This window comes from Actinophytocola sp. (assembly GCF_035942955.1).
GTDB lineage: Bacteria > Actinomycetota > Actinomycetes > Mycobacteriales > Pseudonocardiaceae > DASYTH01.
Window position 1 is genome coordinate 1 of sequence record NZ_DASZCQ010000167.1, and the last position, 17100, is coordinate 17100.

At 72.5% G+C, this 17100-nt stretch carries 16 protein-coding genes; 7 read left to right on the forward strand and 9 right to left on the reverse strand.

The annotated features are described in order from the left end of the window. Window positions 1-608 (reverse strand): glutamine-hydrolyzing GMP synthase (gene guaA / locus VGX25_RS17010; protein WP_326918778.1); only part of this gene is annotated, 608 nt, incomplete at its 3' end. 33 nt (window positions 609-641) lie between these two features. Here guaA and VGX25_RS17015 point away from each other — a divergent pair. Next, complete coding sequence (locus tag VGX25_RS17015) at window positions 642-2087, forward strand: aldehyde dehydrogenase family protein (protein ID WP_326918779.1); 1446 nt, start codon at window positions 642-644, stop codon at window positions 2085-2087. Window positions 2088-2093: 6 nt separating this feature from the next. Here VGX25_RS17015 and VGX25_RS17020 read toward each other — a convergent pair whose 3' ends face one another. The 6 genes from VGX25_RS17020 to VGX25_RS17045 form a co-directional block, all read right to left on the reverse strand. Further along, on the reverse strand, window positions 2094-3203 hold the full coding sequence (locus VGX25_RS17020) for a S1 family peptidase (RefSeq protein WP_326918780.1): 1110 nt from the start codon (window positions 3201-3203) through the stop codon (window positions 2094-2096). A 135-nt stretch (window positions 3204-3338) separates the two neighbouring features. Next, window positions 3339-4310 (reverse strand): ABC transporter substrate-binding protein, encoded by a 972-nt coding sequence (locus tag VGX25_RS17025; protein ID WP_326918781.1) that lies wholly within the window; start codon window positions 4308-4310, stop codon window positions 3339-3341. A 270-nt stretch (window positions 4311-4580) separates the two neighbouring features. Next, on the reverse strand, window positions 4581-6062 hold the full coding sequence (locus VGX25_RS17030; RefSeq protein WP_326918782.1) for an FAD-binding oxidoreductase: 1482 nt from the start codon (window positions 6060-6062) through the stop codon (window positions 4581-4583). 23 nt (window positions 6063-6085) lie between these two features. Continuing rightward, a complete protein-coding gene (locus VGX25_RS17035) occupies window positions 6086-7597 on the reverse strand; it encodes an FAD-dependent monooxygenase (RefSeq protein WP_326918783.1) in 1512 nt (503 codons plus the stop codon). A gap of 7 nt (window positions 7598-7604) precedes the next feature. Next, window positions 7605-8306, reverse strand: a complete 702-nt coding sequence (locus VGX25_RS17040) for a flavodoxin family protein (protein WP_326918784.1) — start codon at window positions 8304-8306, stop codon at window positions 7605-7607. A 21-nt stretch (window positions 8307-8327) separates the two neighbouring features. Further along, on the reverse strand, window positions 8328-9290 hold the full coding sequence (locus VGX25_RS17045; protein ID WP_326918785.1) for an MBL fold metallo-hydrolase: 963 nt from the start codon (window positions 9288-9290) through the stop codon (window positions 8328-8330). Between the two features lie 31 nt (window positions 9291-9321). Here VGX25_RS17045 and VGX25_RS17050 point away from each other — a divergent pair, with 31 nt between their 5' ends. The 3 genes from VGX25_RS17050 to VGX25_RS17060 are packed head-to-tail and all read left to right on the forward strand — an operon-like array spanning window position 9322 to window position 11665. Beyond that, window positions 9322-9666 carry a YciI family protein gene (locus tag VGX25_RS17050; protein WP_326918786.1) on the forward strand — a complete coding sequence of 115 codons (345 nt, stop codon included), beginning with the start codon at window positions 9322-9324 and terminating at the stop codon, window positions 9664-9666. Next, a complete protein-coding gene (locus VGX25_RS17055; RefSeq protein WP_326918793.1) occupies window positions 9654-10868 on the forward strand; it encodes an RNA polymerase sigma factor in 1215 nt (404 codons plus the stop codon). The genes VGX25_RS17050 and VGX25_RS17055 overlap by 13 nt, the downstream gene beginning before the upstream one ends. 38 nt (window positions 10869-10906) lie before the next feature. Next, window positions 10907-11665 (forward strand): alpha/beta fold hydrolase, encoded by a 759-nt coding sequence (locus VGX25_RS17060; RefSeq protein WP_326918787.1) that lies wholly within the window; start codon window positions 10907-10909, stop codon window positions 11663-11665. On the opposite strand, the gene VGX25_RS17065 is transcribed toward VGX25_RS17060, so the two are convergent. Continuing rightward, window positions 11614-13356, reverse strand: coding sequence for a GMC family oxidoreductase (locus VGX25_RS17065; protein ID WP_326918788.1), 1743 nt, complete (start codon window positions 13354-13356; stop codon window positions 11614-11616). The two genes, VGX25_RS17060 and VGX25_RS17065, sit on opposite strands and share 52 nt — an antisense overlap. A 9-nt stretch (window positions 13357-13365) precedes the next feature. Beyond that, on the reverse strand, window positions 13366-14004 hold the full coding sequence (locus tag VGX25_RS17070; RefSeq protein ID WP_326918789.1) for a hypothetical protein: 639 nt from the start codon (window positions 14002-14004) through the stop codon (window positions 13366-13368). Window positions 14005-14104: 100 nt separating this feature from the next. Between VGX25_RS17070 and VGX25_RS17075 the strand changes: the two genes are divergently transcribed. From VGX25_RS17075 to VGX25_RS17085, 3 genes are all read left to right on the forward strand, one after another. Then, the gene (locus tag VGX25_RS17075) at window positions 14105-15466 is read left to right on the forward strand and encodes a GH1 family beta-glucosidase (RefSeq protein ID WP_326918790.1); all 1362 of its coding nucleotides are present in this window, start codon (window positions 14105-14107) and stop codon (window positions 15464-15466) included. Then, a complete protein-coding gene (locus tag VGX25_RS17080; protein WP_326918791.1) occupies window positions 15463-16704 on the forward strand; it encodes an MFS transporter in 1242 nt (413 codons plus the stop codon). The genes VGX25_RS17075 and VGX25_RS17080 overlap by 4 nt, the downstream gene beginning before the upstream one ends. Window positions 16705-16803: 99 nt before the next feature. Then, window positions 16804-17073 (forward strand): GlsB/YeaQ/YmgE family stress response membrane protein, encoded by a 270-nt coding sequence (locus tag VGX25_RS17085; protein WP_326918792.1) that lies wholly within the window; start codon window positions 16804-16806, stop codon window positions 17071-17073. The last annotated feature ends 27 nt before the right edge of the window (window positions 17074-17100 follow it).

Consider the following 17100-nt stretch of genomic DNA (forward strand, 5'->3'; position numbering starts at 1 on the left):
TCCACAATGGACGCTGTCGTCCATTGTGGACGGATGCCGGCGATGTCGTGCAGGAACCGGCGGAGCACCTCCTGGCCGTGCGGGGAGTGCGCCACCTCGGGGTGGTACTGCACGCCGGCGATGCGCCGCCGCACGTCCTCGAACCCGGCGACCGGGGCGCCCTGGCTGCTCGCGGTGACCGTGAACCCTTGCGGCGCCTCGGTGACGCAGTCGCCGTGGCTCATCCAGACCGGGTGCCGGGCCGGCAGGTCGCCGTGCAGCGTGCCGCCGGCCGCGGTCAGCTCGGTGCGGCCGTACTCGCGCGTGCCGGTGTGCGTCACGGTGCCGCCGAGGGTCTTGGCGATGGCCTGGAAGCCGTAGCAGATGCCGAACACCGGAACCCCGGCGTCGAACAGGGCCGGGTCGACGCCGGGCGCGCCCTCGGCGTACACGCTCGACGGGCCGCCGGACAGCACGATCGCGGCGGGCTCGCGGGCCATCAGCTCGGCCACCGTCGCAGTGTGCGGCACCACCTCGGAGTACACCTGCGCCTCACGCACCCGCCGGGCGATCAGCTGGGCGTACTGCGCGCCGAAGTCCACCACCAGGACGGGCCTGCTCTCGCTCACGCGTCCAGGATGTCATGGGCCTACGGTGGGGTTATGGACGCCACTTCGCCAACGCCCCGTCCGTGTTGGGTCGCCGGGCGGGCCGAGCAGAGCGCGCAGACGCTGAGCGTGACCCACCCCTACGACGGCAGCGAGGTCGCGACCGTCTGCGTGCCGTCCGCCGAGCAGATCGAGCGGGCGGTGGCCGGCGCCGCGTCCGTTGCCCGGTCGTTCCGCGGCTCGCCGGCACACCTGCGGGCCGCCGCGCTCGACCACGTCTCCTCGGCGCTCGACGCGCGGGCCGACGAGGTGGCCGAGCTGATCACCGCGGAGAACGGCAAGCCGCTGAAGTGGGCCATGGTCGAGGTGAAGCGGGCGGTCGGCACGTTCCGGATCGCCGCCGAGGAGGCCCGCCGGTTCGGTGGCGTGCTCCAGCGCCTCGACACCGACCCCACCGCCGAGGGCCGGGTCGCGTTGGTGCGCCGGGTGCCGCGCGGGCCGGTGCTCGGCATCAGCCCGTTCAACTTCCCGCTGAACCTGGTGGCGCACAAGGTGGCCCCGGCGCTGGCGGTCGGCGCGCCGGTCGTGGTCAAGCCGGCCCCGCGGACCCCGCTGTCCGCGCTGCTGCTCGGTGAGCTGCTGGCCGAGACCGACCTGCCGGCCGGCGCGTTCTCCGTGCTCCCGGTCGGCAACGAGGAGACACGGGCGCTGGTCGCCGACGAGCGGCTGCCGGTCGTGTCGTTCACCGGCTCCGGACCGGTCGGCTGGTCGATCGCCGACGCCGTGCCGCGCAAGCACGTGGTGCTCGAGCTGGGCGGCAACGCCGCCGCCGTGGTGTGCGCGGACTGGCCCGACCTGGACTTCGCCGCGTCCCGGATCGCCACGTTCGGCAACTACCTGGCCGGCCAGTCGTGCATCGCCGTCCAGCGGGTGCTGGTGGACCGGCCGGTCGCCGACGCGTTCCTCCCCCGCCTGCTCGACGCCGTCGCCGCGCTGCAGACCGGCGACCCGCACGACCCCGACGTCGACGTCGGCCCGATGGTCGACGAGGCCGCCGCCGTCCGCGTCGAGGAGTGGATCACCGAGGCCGTCGACCGCGGCGCCCGCCTGCTCACCGGCGGCAAGCGCGACGGCGCCAACCTCGCCCCCACCGTGCTCACCGACGTCCCGCCCGACGCCCGCGTGTGGTCCGAGGAGGTCTTCGGGCCGGTCCTCGCGGTGTCCATAGTGGACGGACTGGACGCCGCGCTGGTCACCGTCGACGACTCCGCCTACGGCCTGCAGGCCGGCATCTTCACGTCGGACATCCGAACCGCCTTCCACGCCGCCGCCACCCTGGACGTCGGCGGCCTGATCATCGGCGACGTCCCCTCCTTCCGCGCCGACCAGATGCCATACGGCGGCGTCAAGGCCTCCGGCACCGGCCGCGAGGGCGTCCACTCCGCCATGCTCGACCTCACCGAGGAACGCGTCATGGTCCTCACCGGACTGGACCTGTAGCGCCGGTCAGGGCAGGTCGGCGCCCACCGCACGGAGGGCTGCCGGCACCGGTTGGAAGAAGGTCTCACCGCCGACGGCGCAGTTGCCGCTGCCGCCGGAGGTGAGGCCGATGGCGGCGCCGTTGGCGGTGAAGAGCGGGCCGCCGCTGTCCCCGGGCTCGGCGCAGACGTCGGTCTGGATCAGGCCGGTGACGGTGCCCTCCGGGTAGTTGACGGTGACGTCGAGGGCGAGCACGGTGCCGTCGTCAAGGCCGGTGGTGCTGCCCATGCGGATGACCCGCTGACCCACCACGGCCTCGGCCGCCTGCCTGATCTGGACCAGCCGGCCGCGGCCGATGTCGACCGCGCTCGGTGCTTCGGTGGCGGAGTCGTCGTAGGTGACGAGGGCGAAGTCGCCACGGCCCGGGAAGGTCGCGTCCTCGACGGTGCCGATGGGTCGGCCGTTGGGGGCGTCGGACCAGCGCCGCGCGGCGACGCCGCAGTGACCGGCGGTCAGGAAGCCCGGACCATTCCTGGTGGTGACGTTGAAGCCGAGCGAGCACCTGGCGCGGCCGCCGAAGATGGCGTCCCCGCCCTCGGCGAACAGCCGGAACTCACCGGCGGACCGTTGGAGCCGGGCCACGCCGTTGCCCAGCGACCGCACCGTGGCCGCCAGCCGGTTCCAGTTGCGGGTGCTGACGGTGCTGTCGGCGGTGACGACGAGCTGGTTGGTGCGCGGGTCGACGGCCCAGGCGGTGCCCGGGATGCGCACCTGCTTGCGCATCGTTCGAGCGGCGGAGCCGAGCGTGGCGCCGGTGTTGGTGACCTGGCGCGGTTCGGCTCCCGCGGTGCGGATCCGCGCGATGGTGCTGTGGTCGTAGCCGGCGACGTTCACGACCATCCGCCGCCGGTCCGCGTCGTAGTAGGCGCCGGCGTAGGCCGAGCCGAGCTGCGTGGCGAACCCGGCGACCAACTCCGACGCAGCGGCGGCCGGGTCCACTGTGTCCGGAGCCGGCGCCGATTGCACGGCGTTGGCCGGTGGCAGGAGGAGCGCGACCACCGCGACCGCCATGGCTCCGGCGCCGGCGCCGGCGAGCATCGCCATGCTCCTGGTGGCCCGCCCGTGTTTCGCTCGCAAGTCGTGGCCTCCTCCGGACATGGCGGGACGCACGACTTTCCGGCCGTCGACCCTCCGCAGTGGACGAACGAGCTCCCAGTCCGGTATACGGAAACGACGAGGCCATGGTTCACCTCCGGCCGGACGAGCTGGCCGTCAGGCCGGCGGCGGGATGATCATCGAGTGGACGTCGATGGGTTTGGGGAGTTGGCCGGCGGAGGTCATGAGGTCGACGACGCGCTGGATGCGGGTCTCTTCGAGGGTGGTGGGCCAGGTGCCGAGTTGCATCAGGCTGACGGTGATGGTGTCCACCTTGACGAACTCGGTGAGCACGCGTTCCACCTCGACCCGGTTGTTCGCCGCGGCGGCCTGGCCCTTGATGATCGCCCGCTGGAAGGCGTGGACGGTGTTGGGCTTCTCGGTGGCGAGCTTGGCGGTGGCGACCCAGGCGGCGATGGGGAACTGGGCGGTCGGGCCGGACATCACGTCGATCATCGGGAGGACGCCGTGATCCTTCTGCGCCTGGGTGATGTAGGGCTCGACCATCACCGCGGCGTCGACGGCGCCGCCGACCAGGGCGGCGGTCATCTCGGGGAACGGGATCGGCACGAACGTGACCGTGTCCGGGTCGACCCCGGCGGTCTGCAGGGCGGACCGCGCGGTCAGCTCGACGACGTTGGCCCTGGTGTTCACGGCGATCTTCTTCCCGGCCAGGTCCCGGGCCTTACGCATCGGCGAGTCCCGGCTCACCATGATCATAAAGGTGCCGGGGGACGCCTGATAGGCGTCGGCCACCAGCTTGACGTCCAGGGCGCCGGCCGCCTGCGCGGCGAAGAAGCTCACGTAGTTGCCGAGGGCGAACTGCACCTCGTCGTTGCGCAGGCCGGGCACGGCCGCCGCGCCCCCGGCCAGGGTCTTGACCTCGACCTCGAGGCCCTCCTCGGCGAAGTAGCCGTTTCTCATCGCCAGATACAGGCTCGCACTGTCCACGATGGGCAGCACGCCGACGGTGATCTTGTTCAGCTCAGGTCCCGCGAGGGCCGACTCGTCCGCGTCCCGCCCGCATCCCGACAGCACACACGCGAGCACGAGGAGGAAGACCGTCCAGTGCGGACGATGACGGCACAACCTGAAAAGATGCATAAACGTTACTCCCGACCACAAGCTATTTGGGCACACTCGTATTTGCCATCGTTGGCGCACCCTTCCGCCACGATGGCAACCATTTTGTGTTGATAAGCAACGGATCTACCACACCGTGGTGGTCACAATAGATATCGATCGTCACGTGTGTCCACTGCAGACAAGATCCATGCGGCGACAGCACTTCTGCCGTGCCCCCACCAGAGTCCTAGGACCCGTCGTCAGGTGACCTTGGTAATCGGATTTTGTTGACCGTTAGACATTCGTCAGCCCCTGGGCGAAGGCGAACACCGCGTCGGGATCGAAATGGCGGGCGATCTGGCGGAGGCGGGGAAGGTTGGCGCCGTAGTAGGCGGTGGCCCAGTCGGGGAGGGATGAATCGATGTAGTTGACGTAGGCGGCCGGGCCGGTGAGTCGACCGAGGGCGTCGCGCACCTCGGCGACGGCTCTGGCGACCCGGTCCCGGGAGGCAGGGGTGGCGGAGGCGTAGATCTGGGCGCTGGCAAGGGCCCCGCGGTGCGGGAAGGCGGTGGCGTCGGGGGCGACGCGGGAGACGGCGCCGCCGAAGGAGTCGAGCAAGAGGTCCATCGCCGTCCGTCCATCCATTATGGACACCAGGTGGGCCGGGTCCACCTGGCCGGGGAGCACGCGGGAGGAGGCGACGAACGCGGCGCGGTCGAGGGCGCCGCCGGCCGAGTCGAGCTGGCACCGCGCGACCGTGTGCTCCGAGCAACCGGCGAAGTAGCGCATGGCGTCGAGGAAACCCTTGGGCAACACGGTGCGTGCGGTCGGGTCGGGGAGCTTGGCCAGCAGCGGCGCCACGGCTGACGGCGGGCCGACGAAGCAGCCGCCGACGCGGACCGAGGGTGGGCGGCCGGCGGAGACCGCGCACATGGACCACAGCTCGTCGGGGGCGTCGGTGATCCACCGCTGCCAGGCGCCCAGCACGTCGGCGGCGGCGCCGGGCGGGAAGCGCAGGGCGAACACCGTGAGGTCGGGGGCGGGCTCGGTGGTGAACGTGAACGAGGTGACGATGCCGAGGTTGCCGCCCCCGCCGCCGCGCAGCGCCCAGAACAGGTCCGGCTCGGAGTCGGCGGCGGCGGTGCGCAGCGTCGCGTCGGCGGTCACCACCCTTGCGGACCGCAGCCGGTCACAGGTGAGGCCGAACTTGCGGGCGAGCACGCCGATGCCGCCACCGAGGGTGAGACCGGCGATGCCGACCGTGGGGCAGGAGCCGGCGGGCAGGCAGCGGCCGGCGCGGGCCAACTCGGCATAGACGTCGATCAGGCGGGTGCCGGCACCGATCTCGGCGGTGCCGTCGGCGTGGACCCGGACCCCGGACAGCCCGGCCAGGTCGACCACCAGACCCGACGGCGGCGTGCTGTAACCGGCGTAGCCGTGGCCGCCGCTGCGGGCCGCGATCGGGATCCGCGCGGCGCGGGCCTCCTCCACGCAGGCCTGGACGTCCTCCGGCCGGGTGCAGGTGGCGACCGCGGCCGGCGCCTGGCCGTCGAACAGCGGGTTGAACGAGCGGCGGGCGGAGTCGTAGCCGGGCTCGCCGGGCAGCACCAGGCCGCCGGGCAGCCGGGCCCGCAGCGCCGCCCAGTCCGGCGGCCGGGACACCGCGGTGCTCGATGGCGGCGCCGAGGTGGCCGGCGGGCCGGCGGGTGACCGGCCGGTGCACGCGGAGGTCGCCGCGGCCACCCCCAGCAGGAACCCTCTGCGCGGCACCGTCATGACCCCGAGGTTGGCACGGAACGTCACCAGCCGCATGCCCGGCGGCGCGCGGCCGCCAGGCGCGGCTCGAGATCCTCGCCGGTCAGCACCGCCGCCAGGTAGCCGTCCGGCCGGACCAGGGCGGCGCCGCGCCGGCCGAACCGCAGCGCCGCGGCGATCTCCGGCGGTACGACGACCCCGTCGACCCCGGCCTCGGGTCCCACAAGCACGGTGAAGCCGGCGCCGAACCGGGCACGCAGCCGGCCGCCGGACGGCAGCGGAAGATCCGGGCACAGCACCCCGGGCAGCGGCGGCCGCACCACCCCCGGCTCGGTCGGGAACGCCGCGATCTCGGCGGGATCGGCCGGCGTGGTCAGCGGCGAGTCGAGGTACCAGAACGGCTCGGACAGCTTGCCGGAATCGATCTCCTTGCGGGCGGCCGAATCGTGCACGCTGCGCTCGAGCACGTCGCGCCGGTGCGCCCGCTCCGCCTCCGTGCGCGGCACCAGGAACCGCATGGTCCGCCCGGTGACCCGCAGGTTCTCGTCGGCCGCGGCGCCGCGCTCGTGGTCGTACGACGCCAGCAGCGCCGGGCCGGCCGCCCCGGATCGGTCCAGCGCGATCTTCCACGCGGCGTTCTCGACGTCGGCGATCCCGGAGTTCATGCCGCGCGCGCCGAACGGGCTCATCACGTGCGCGGCGTCGCCGGCGAGCAGCACCCGGCCGCGGATCATGGTCGGCGCCCGGCGTTGGTGGAATCGGTACACCGACATCCAGACCACCTCGTAGTCGGTGTCGCCGACGATCGCCCGGACGCGCCGCTCGAGCCCGCCGCCGGCCCGGTCGGCCGGCAGGTCGAAGCCGTCCGGCACCTGCCAGTCGATGCGCCACACGTCGTCGGGTTGCGGGTGCAGCAGCACCTGCCGGCCGGGATTGGCCGCCGGGTCGAAGTAGAACCGCCGCTCCGGCACGGGAAAGTCCAGCTTCGCCCGGATGTCGGTGATCAGGAACTGGTCGTCGAAGGAGTGCCCGTCGAACGGCAGCCCGAGCAGCTCGCGCACGGTGGACCGGCCGCCGTCGGCGGCGACGCAGTGCGTACCGATGAGATCGACGACTCCGTCCGGTGTGGACGCTCGAGCACGGACCTCGTGCGCACCGGCATCGATGTCGGTGACCCGGTGCCCGTACCGCAGGTCGATCAGCGGCTCGGCGCGGACCCGCCGCTCCAGCAACCGTTCCACCTCGCTCTGCGAGATGTTGACGAACGGCGGGAACTCGCCGGCCCCGGTCTCCGGGAACGTGATCGTGAAGACCTCGTGCTCCCGGTAGTAGATCCGGCCCGTGTACCAGGTCACGCCGGCCTCGACCAGCGTGTGGCCCAGGCCGACCCGCTCCAGGATGTCGAGCACGTCGCGCTGCACGCAGATCGACCGGCTGCCGATGGTCTGCCGCTCGGGCGCGGCCTCCAGGACGACGCTCGGCACACCCTGCCGGGCCAGCAGCAGCGCCCCGGACAGCCCGACCGGCCCGGCGCCGACGATCAGCACCGGGTCCATCGGATCCTCAGCGATGCTCGGGGTTCTCGTAGTCGAAGCGGCAGCCGGCGTCCCACTCGGAGCGCTGGTTGCCATGTGCGGGAATGCCGCCCGCGTCGCGCAGCATCCGGGCCAGGTGCATCAGGTTCCAGGTCATGAACGTGGTGTTGCGGTTGGTGAAGTCGTTCTCCGGGCCGCCGGAACCCGGGTCCAGGTAGGACGGTCCCGGCCCGGCCGCGCCGATCCAGCCGGCGTCGGCCTGCGGCGGGATGGTGTAGCCGAGGTGCTGGAGGCTGTAGAGGACGTTGCTCGCGCAGTGCTTGACCCCGTCCTCGTTGCCGGTGATCAGGCAGCCGCCCACCCGGCCGTAGTAGGCGTACTGGCCGGCGTCGTTGAGCAGCGAGGAGCACGCGTACAGCCGCTCGATCACCCGCTTCAGCACCGAGCTGTTGTCCCCCAACCAGATCGGCCCGCAGAGCACGAGGATGTCGGCCGCCAGCACCCGCCGGTGGATCGCCGGCCACTCGTCGCGCTCCCAGCCGTGCTCGGTCATGTCCGGCCAGACGCCGGTGGCGATGTCGTGGTCGATCGCGCGGATCACGTCGACTCCGACGCCGTTCTTCGCCATGATCGCCCGGCTGCGGTCGATCAGACCCTCGGTGTGGCTGCGCTCGGGGGAGCGCTTCAGCGTGCAGTTGATGAACAGCGCCTTGAGGTCGTCGTAGCTCATGGGCCAAGGAGAACACGACCATCACTGATCCTGCAGTGCCACCCAGACCTCCCGGTCCCTTTCGGCCGTCCAGATGCGTGGCCAGTCGATCCCGTCCAGCTCGTCCCAGTAGCGCTGCACGTTGAACGGAAGGCAGTGCTCGAAGATCGGCCAGCCGCCGTAGTCCGGGGCCAGCGCGGTGTGCGCGGCCCGGAACGCGTCGGCGATCGTGCCGCCGCCGTCGTGCACCCAGCGGACGGTGCGGCGCAGCTCGTCGAGGAAGTGCCGGCTCTGCGCGATCGCCGCGATCACCGCGTCGGCGCCGGCGGCCACCGCGCCGCGCCCGCCGACAAGGGCCTCCGCCCCGAACGCGGCCACGTTGTCCAGAGTGGACGTCGCCCAGTCGTCGTGGAACGCGTCCCCGGTGTACAGCGCGGCCCGCGACTCGACCAGGTCGCCGGCGAACATGATGCGGTGCCCTGGCAGCCAGGCCACGATGTCGCCGGCGGTGTGCCCGCGCCCGCAGTAGGCCAGCACCAGGTCGCCGCGCGAGCCGCCGAGCGGGATCGTCAGCCGGTCGGAGAACGTGATCGTCGGCCAGGTCAGGCCGGGGATGGACGCCGGCTCCTCGAACAGCCGCGGCATCCGGCCGTACTCGCTGTCCCAGTCCTGCTTGCCGCGCTCGGCGATCAGCACCCGGGTCTGGTCGTGGGTGACGATCTCGGCCGCGTCGAACGCGCTGGCCCCGAGCACCCGCACCGCGTGGTAATGGCTGAGCACCAGGTAGCGCACGGGCTTGTCGGTCCGCTCGCGGAGCCGGTCCAGCCACCGCCGGGCCGCCACCGGGGTGGCCCTGGCCTCGAAGCAGACCAGGAAGTCCTCGGCCTCGATGGCGCCGACGTTCGGGTCGCCCTCCGCGGTCAGCGCGTAGACGCCGTCGGCCAGCTCGGCGAACGTCTCCACCTTCGTCGTAGTGTCGGCGGTCGAGGCGAACGGTTTGACCATGTGTCAACCCTGCCACCGCGGAGGAGGACCCGTGAAGTACGTGCTGATGCTGTGCAGCGACGTGGCCTACCGCACGGATCTCGAACGGGCCGCGGCGGAGACGGGGCCGGCGTGCGCCACGTGGGGGGAGGAGGTGGCGCGGCGGGGGGCCATGCTGAGCAGCGCGGGGCTGCGGCCGGCCACCGACGCGACGACGGTCAGGGTGCGCAACGGCGAGGTGTTGCTCACCGACGGCCCGTTCGCCGAGACCAAGGACCAGATCGGCGGGTTCAGCGTGATCGAGGCGGCCGACCTCGACGAGGCGCTCGAGCTGGCGGCGAAGCATCCCTGGGCCGCGGTGGGACAGATCGAGGTGAGGCCGGTCTGGGAGCCGTAGCGGACGCGGTCGCCGAGTCCTTCCGGGAGGAGTGGGGCCAGGTCGTGGCCACCCTGATCCGGGTGACCGGGGACTGGGACCTGGCCGAGGAGTGCGCGTCGGACGCGGTCGCCGCCGCGCTGGAGCGGTGGGAGCGCGACGGGGTACCGGAGCGGCCCGGCGCCTGGCTGACCACGGTGGCCCGCAACCGCGCCGTCGACCGGCTGCGCCGGGAGGCCGTGGGGGCGGCCAAGCTGCGGGACGCGGCGCTGCTGGCCGACTCCGAACCCGCCCCGGTCGACGACTTCCCGGACGACCGGCTGCGGCTGATGTTCACCTGCTGCCACCCGGCCCTGGCCCTTGAGGCCAGGGTCGCGCTCACGCTGCGCACGCTGACCGGGCTGACCACCGCCGAGATCGCCAGGGCGTTCCTGGTCTCCGAGGCCACCATGACCCGGCGGATCACCAGGGCCAAGCGGAAGATCCGCAACGCGCGCATCCCGTACCGGGTGCCGCCGCCGCACCTGCTGCCCGAACGCACCACGGCCGTGCTCGGCGTGCTGTACCTGCTGTTCAACGAGGGCTACGCGGCCACGGCCGGCGCCGACCTGATCCGGCAGGGCCTGTGCGCGGAGGCCATCCGGCTGGCCCGGCTGCTGCCCGGCGAGCCGGAGGCGGCGGGCCTGCTCGCGTTGCTGCTGCTGCACGACGCCCGCCGGGCCACCCGGGTCGACGACGCCGGCGTGCTGATCACGCTGGAGCACCAGGACCGCTCCCGCTGGGACGCCGGCGAGATCGCCGAGGGCACGGAGTTGCTTGAGGACGCCCTGCGCCGAGGGCGACCCGGCCCGTACCAGATCCAGGCGGCCATCGCCGCGTGCCACGCGACCGCGGCCGACGCGGCGGACACCGACTGGCCGCAGATCGCCGAGCTGTACGCCCGGCTGGTCCGGTTCGTGCCCTCGCCGGTGGTGGAGCTCAACCGGGCCGTCGCGGTCGGGATGGCCGACGGTCCGCAGGCGGGTCTGGCGCTGGTCGACGAGCTCGCCGCGCGGGGTGCGCTGCAGGAGTACTACCTGCTCCCGGCCACCCGCGCCGACCTGCTGCGCCGCCTCGGCCGGAGCCGTGAGGCGGCCGCCGCCTACCGCGAGGCGCTGGCGCTCGCCACGACGGAGCCCGAGCGCCGCTATCTGGCCCGGCGTGTGACGGAGACCACATCCTGAGCCTGTCCGGCGACCCGAACTCCGTTCGTCGGGCGGGCATGAACAAGACAACTTCCAAGGACGGCACCACGATCGCGTTCGACCGGATCGGCGACGGGCCGCCGGTGATCCTCGTCGAGGGCGCGTTCTGCGACCGGCGGACCAGCGCGCCGCTGGCCGCCCGGCTTGCCGACCGGTTCACCGTGTTCTCTTACGACCGGCGCGGCAAGGGCGACAGCGGCGACACCCAGCCGTGGAGCATCGAGCGCGAGTTGGAGGACCTCGACGCGATCATCGCCGCGGCCGGCGGTTCGGCGTGCGCGTACGGCATGTCCTCCGGCGCGGTCCTCATCCTCGAGGCGGCGGCGCGGGGACTCGGCATGGAGAAGCTGGCGCTGTACGAGCCGCCGGCAAGCAGGGAGCACTCGGGCGACATGGTCACGCGGCTGTCCGCCCTGGTTTCGGCTGGACGGCGCGGCGACGCGGTCGAGCACTTCCTGACCCACGGACCGCAGATCCCCGCCGAGGTGATCGCGCAGATGAAGACCTCGCCGATGTGGGCGGGCCTGGAGGCCATCGCGCACACGCTGGTCTACGACAACACGATCGCCACGGACCCGACGGTGCTCGACCGCGCCGCCTCGGTGGCCGTGCCCACGCTCGTGCTCGGCGGCGCGGACAGCCCGGTGTTCCTACGCGACGCCGTCCGCTCGGTCGCGGAAGCCGTGCCGGGCGCCCGGCACCGCTATCTGGCTGGGCAGACTCATCAGGTGGACCCGGCGGTGCTGGCCGTCGCGCTCGCCGAGTTCTTCGCGTAGCGCAACGCACCCGGGGCGTCCTCTGGGACGGCCGGGTGCCTCGGCGGCACCGGTGCGATCCGCCGGTATCCCGCGGCCTGGGCCGGGCGGGGGTCGGGCTCGCCCTTGTTGGGCCAGAACGACAACGCCCGCTCGGCCTGGGCGGTGATGGTCAGCGCCGGGTTCACGCCGAGGTTCGCCGTGATCGCCGATCCGTCCACAATGGACAGACCGGGATAGTTGTGCACCCGGTGGTACGGGTCGATCACGCCGTGCTCGGCGTCGGCGCCGATCGGGCAGCCACCGATGAAGTGCGCGGTCAGCGGGATGTTGAACAGCTCGCCCCAGGTGCCGCCGGGCATCCCGTCGATGTGCTTGGCGGCCAGCTCGGTCGCCTTGTGGGCAACGGGAATGAAGCTCGGGTTGGGCTCGCCGTGGCCCTGCCGCGAGGTGTACCGGCGCCGGCCGAACAGGCCCCGCCTGGTGAACGTGGTGATGGAGTTGTCAAGGCTCTGCATCACCAGCAGGATCACGGTCCGCTCGCTCCACCGGCGCACGCGCAGCAGCCGGGCGGACAGCACCGGGTGGCGCACGAGGAAGGTCAGCGCCTGGCGCCAGCGGGGCACGGGGGACCCTCCGTCGGTGGCGATGGTCTGCAGCAGGCCCATGGCGTTGCTGCCCGTGCCGTAGCGCACCGGCTCGATGTGCGTGGTCTCGTCCGGGTGGATGGACGACGTGATCGCGATGCCCCGGCTGAAGTCGCGCTCGGGATCGACCGTGGCACGCGCGGCGCCGAGGATCGCCTCGGAGTTGGTCCTGGTCAGCTCGCCCAGCCTGGCCGAAAGGTGCGGCAGGGTGCCGGTGTCGCGCATCCGGTGCAGCAGCGTCTGGGTGCCCCAGGTGCCGGCCGCGAGCACCACCCGGCCGGCGGTGATCGTGTGCCGGAACAGCCGCGACCGGGTGCCGGTCTTGCGCAGGTCGACGGCGAAGGCTCCGTCCGGGCGCGGCCGGACCGCGGTCACCGTGGTCATCGGGATGACCTTGGCCCCGCCCCGCTCCGCCAGGTAGAGGTAGTTTTTGACCAGGGTGTTCTTCGCGCCCACCCGGCAGCCGGTCATGCACGAGCCGCACGCGACGCAGCCGGTGCGGGCCGGGCCGGCGCCGCCGAAGTAGGGGTCCGGCACGGTCTTGCCCGGGGTTCCGAAGTACACCCCGACCGGCGTCGGGTGGTAGGTCGCCGCCACCCCCAGGTCGGCGGCGACCTTGCGCATCACGTCGTCGTGCGGGGTGTGCAGCGGGTTGGTGACCACGCCAAGCATCCGGCCGGCCTGGTCGTAGTGCGGGGCGAGCTCGGCCTCCCAGTCGGTGATGTGCGCCCACTGCTTGTCCCGGTAGAACGGGGCGAGCGGGCGGTACAGCGTGTTGGCGTAGTTCAGCGAGCCGCCGCCGACGCCCGCCCCGGCCAGCACCATCACGTCCTTGAGCAGGTGGATGCGCTGGATGCCGTAGCAGCCGAGCCGCGGGGCCCACAGGTAGCGGCGCAGGTCCCAGGAGGTCTTGGCGAACTCGTCGTCGGCGAAGCGGCGGCCGGCCTCGACGACCGCCACCCGGTAGCCCTTCTCGGTCAGCCGCAGCGCCGCCACGCTGCCGCCGAACCCCGAGCCCACGACCACGACGTCGTAGTCGACGTTGTTACCGACGAGTTCAGTCATGCCCCGAGGCTAGACGGGCCGGCGACGCCTGACCAGCGGCCGCAGCCCCACCACGAGCACCGCCCCGGCAGCCGCTCCGACCAGCATCCACAGCCAGTCGATGTTCGCCGCGTCCCGTTCGGAAGCCGCCGTCTGCACGGGCGTGGTCACGGTTTGCGGGCTCGCGGTGGCCGGCGACCACATGCCCTGATTGGCGGGCGGCGGCGCGGGACCGATCAGCTTCAGCATGGCCAGCAGCTCCACCAGTGCCTTGGCATCGCTCGCCCGATGCACCACGCCCGATTGATCGAACTTGAGCGTGCCGTCGCGGTTGAGGTTGGTCTCGATCCACGGTCCGTCCTGCGCCATGAAGATCCGGTCGACCCGCCAGACCTGCACGTCGTGGATCAGCCAGGTGACGTTGATGGCGTCGGTGCCCGGACCGCCCTTCAGCGCCGGGGCGAGCGGGTCGTTCCCCGGGGTCTCGCCGAGCAGCTCCTGCAGTCGGGTGTAGGCGGCATCGCTGTGGTACAGCGCGGTGGCCACCTGCCGGGTCGGCGACACGAGCAGCACGCTGGTCGGGCCACCGGCCGAGGCCGGGACCGGGGCCACGAGCAGGACAGCGGCGGCGGCCATGGCCCCGCCGGCAAAGCGCACAATCCTTCGCATGCAGGACATACACCGCGCCGCGGCATCCGGTTCCGCTTGACCGGGCGGCCGCGGCCGGCCATGCTTCCGTGAGATCCATTCATGTTTCGAGGAGCCGCCCGTGACGCCGCCGCTGCCCGCGTTTCCACCCGACTTCCTGTGGGGCGTCGCCACGTCGGCGTACCAGATCGAGGGCGCGGTCGGCGAGGACGGTCGCGGACCGTCCACATGGGACACCTTCGCCGCGACGCCCGGCAGGATCCTCAACGGCGACACCGGCGCCGTCGCCACCGACCACTACCACCGCTACGCCGAGGACGTCGCGCTCATGCGCGAGCTCGGCGTCGGCGCGTACCGATTCTCCGTGGCGTGGCCCCGGATCGTGCCCACCGGCAGCGGGCCGGTCAACCCGGCCGGGCTGGACTTCTACGACCGGCTGGTCGACGAGCTGTGCGCGGCCGGCATCGCGCCGGCGGCCACGCTCTACCACTGGGACACCCCGCAGCCGCTCGAGGATGCCGGCGGCTGGCTCAACCGCGACACCGCCTTCCGGTTCGCCGAGTACGCCACCGCGGTCGGCGAGCGGCTGGCCGACCGGGTCCGGATGTGGATGCCGCTCAACGAGCCCATGGTGGTCACGCTGTTCGGCTACGGCGTCGGCGGCCACGCTCCGGGCAAGCGCCTGCTGTTCGGCGCGCTCCCGGTCGCCCACCACCAGCTGCTGGCGCACGGGCTGGCCGTGGTGGCGCTGCGGGCGACGGGCGCAACCGGCATCGGGATCGCCAACCACCACATGCCGGTGTGGCCGGCCAGCGACTCGGCCGCCGACCGGGACGCGGTCAAGGCCTACGACGCCTTGGTCAACGGCCTGTTCGCCGACCCGATCCTGCGCGGCCGCTACCCGGCCGAGGAGCTCGCGGCGGCCATGCCCGGCCCGGTCGCCGAGGACCTGGCCACCATCTCGGCCCCGCTGGACTGGTACGGCATCAACTACTACCAGCCGGCCAGGGTCGGCGCGCCCGGCTCGACCCCACCGCCCACAGTGGACGGGGTGGAGCTGCCGGACGGGCTGCCGTTCGACTTCCAGCTGATCGAGGGCTACCCGCTGACCGGCTTCGGCTGGCCGGTGGTGCCAGACGGGCTGCGCGAGATCCTGGTCGGCTTCCGGGACCGCTACGGCGACGCGCTGCCCCCGCTCTACGTCACCGAGAACGGCTGCGCGTACGACGACGGCCCGGACGAGCACGGCCGGGTGGCCGACACCCGGCGGATCGACTACCTCGACGCGCACATCCGGGCCGTGCGCGCGGCCATGGACTCCGGTGTGGACGTTCGCGGCTACTTCGTCTGGTCCATTATGGACAACTTCGAGTGGTCCGTCGGGTACTCGCAGCGGTTCGGACTGGTGCATGTGGACTACTCGACGTTGCGCCGCACACCGAAGGATTCCTATTTCTGGTACCGGGATCTGATCCGGTCATGAGCACCGCCGCGGTCACGGCCCTTGCCGAGCCCACCAAACCGGTGCCGGCCCGGTGGGTCGCGGCCATCTCGCTGGCCAACGTGGGGCTGTTCACGGCGTGGTTCGGCCCGATCCAGGTGCTGCTCGGCCGCGAGGCGCAAGCCCTTGCCCCGGCGCACAAGGAGGCCGCGCTCGGCGTGGTGGTCGGCGCCGGCGCGGCGTTCGCGCTCGTGGCGAGCCCGCTGTTCGGCGCGCTGTCGGACCGGACGGTGTCGCGGCACGGCCGGCGGCTGCCGTGGGTGGTGGCCGGCGGTCTCACCGGGGCGCTGAGCCTGCTGCTGGTGGCGTTCGCGCCGAACGTCGCCGTCATGACGATCGGCTGGTGCGCCACGCAGCTCACGCTGAACGCGATGTTCGCCGCGATCGTGGCCGCGGTGCCCGACCAGGTGCCGCACCGGCAGCGCGGGATGGTCGGCGGCTGGCTCGGCGTGGCGCAGACCCTCGGCATCGTCGCCGGCTCCGCGCTGGCGGCCGCGGCCGGCGGGCTGGTCGCCGGCTACCTGGCATGCATCGCGGTGCTCATCGTCGCCGCCGTGCCGTACCTGGTGCTGCGCCGGGATCTCGTGCTCGACCCGGCGCACCGGCCGGCCTGGGACACCAGGGCGTTCCTGCGCGGATTCTGGATCGACCCGCGGCGCCACCCCGACTTCGGCTGGGCCTGGCTGACCCGGTTCCTGATCAACCTGGGCAACGCGATCCCCTTGGTTTACCTGCTCTACTACCTGCAGGACGCGGTGCGCTACCCCGACCCGGACGCCGGCGTGTTCCTGCTGACCGCCACCTACGCCGGCACCCTGCTGCTCACCGTCGTGGCCGGCGGCGTCGCGTCCGACCGGCTCGGCCGGCGCAAGGTGTTCGTCCTGTGCGCCGGCGTCGTCATGTCCGCCGCGGCGCTGATCCTGGCCGGCGCGCAGACCTTCCCCGCCGCGATCGTGGCGGCGGCCGTGCTCGGGCTCGGTTTCGGCGTCTACACCTCGGTGGACTTCGCGCTGCTGACCGAGGTGCTGCCGAAGGCCGTCGACCGCGCCAAGGACCTGGGCGTGATCAACATTGCGGACACGCTCCCCCAGGTGCTCGCCCCCGCCATCGCCGCCCCGATCGTCACCCATCTCGGCGGCTACCCCGTCCTCTACACCGTCTCCGCCGCCCTCGGCGTGGCCGGCGCCGTGCTGGTCTACCGGATCCGCTCGGTGCGGTAAGGGTTGAATCAGGGGCGATCTCAGGGTGGCACCCGATTCGCCCGGCGGGTGCGGGCCCGATGCTGGTGATGGTTGGTTCACCAGGAGGAGGGACTTCACGTGGAGATCACCGGGCTTGTTTCCGCCCTCGTCATCGGGCTGGTCATCGGTGCGCTCGGACGCCTTGTGGTGCCGGGGAAGCAGGACATCTCGATGCCGATCACGATCCTGGTCGGGATCGCGGCCGCGCTGCTCGGCACCGCGGGCGCGAGCGTGATCGGGGTGGCGGACACCGAGGGCATCGACTGGATCGAGCTCGCCATGCAGGTCGGCCTCGCCGGGGCCGGGGTCGCCGCGCTCGCCGCCGCCCGCACCCGGCAGCCCCAGTGAGGTCGTGAGTCTTTTGTGGCCTATGGC

Bases quoted from the DNA above. Each gene is read 5' to 3' on its own strand.
- VGX25_RS17015 (WP_326918779.1), top strand. From the start codon at position 642: ATGGACGCCACTTCGCCAACGCCCCGTCCGTGTTGGGTCGCCGGGCGG.
- VGX25_RS17045 (WP_326918785.1), bottom strand. From the start codon at position 9,290: ATGGTCAAACCGTTCGCCTCGACCGCCGACACTACGACGAAGGTGGAG.
- VGX25_RS17030 (WP_326918782.1), bottom strand. From the start codon at position 6,062: ATGACGGTGCCGCGCAGAGGGTTCCTGCTGGGGGTGGCCGCGGCGACC.
- VGX25_RS17060 (WP_326918787.1), top strand. From the start codon at position 10,907: ATGAACAAGACAACTTCCAAGGACGGCACCACGATCGCGTTCGACCGG.
- VGX25_RS17040 (WP_326918784.1), bottom strand. From the start codon at position 8,306: ATGAGCTACGACGACCTCAAGGCGCTGTTCATCAACTGCACGCTGAAG.
- VGX25_RS17080 (WP_326918791.1), top strand. From the start codon at position 15,463: ATGAGCACCGCCGCGGTCACGGCCCTTGCCGAGCCCACCAAACCGGTG.
- VGX25_RS17065 (WP_326918788.1), bottom strand. From the start codon at position 13,356: ATGACTGAACTCGTCGGTAACAACGTCGACTACGACGTCGTGGTCGTG.
- VGX25_RS17070 (WP_326918789.1), bottom strand. From the start codon at position 14,004: ATGCGAAGGATTGTGCGCTTTGCCGGCGGGGCCATGGCCGCCGCCGCT.
- VGX25_RS17035 (WP_326918783.1), bottom strand. From the start codon at position 7,597: ATGGACCCGGTGCTGATCGTCGGCGCCGGGCCGGTCGGGCTGTCCGGG.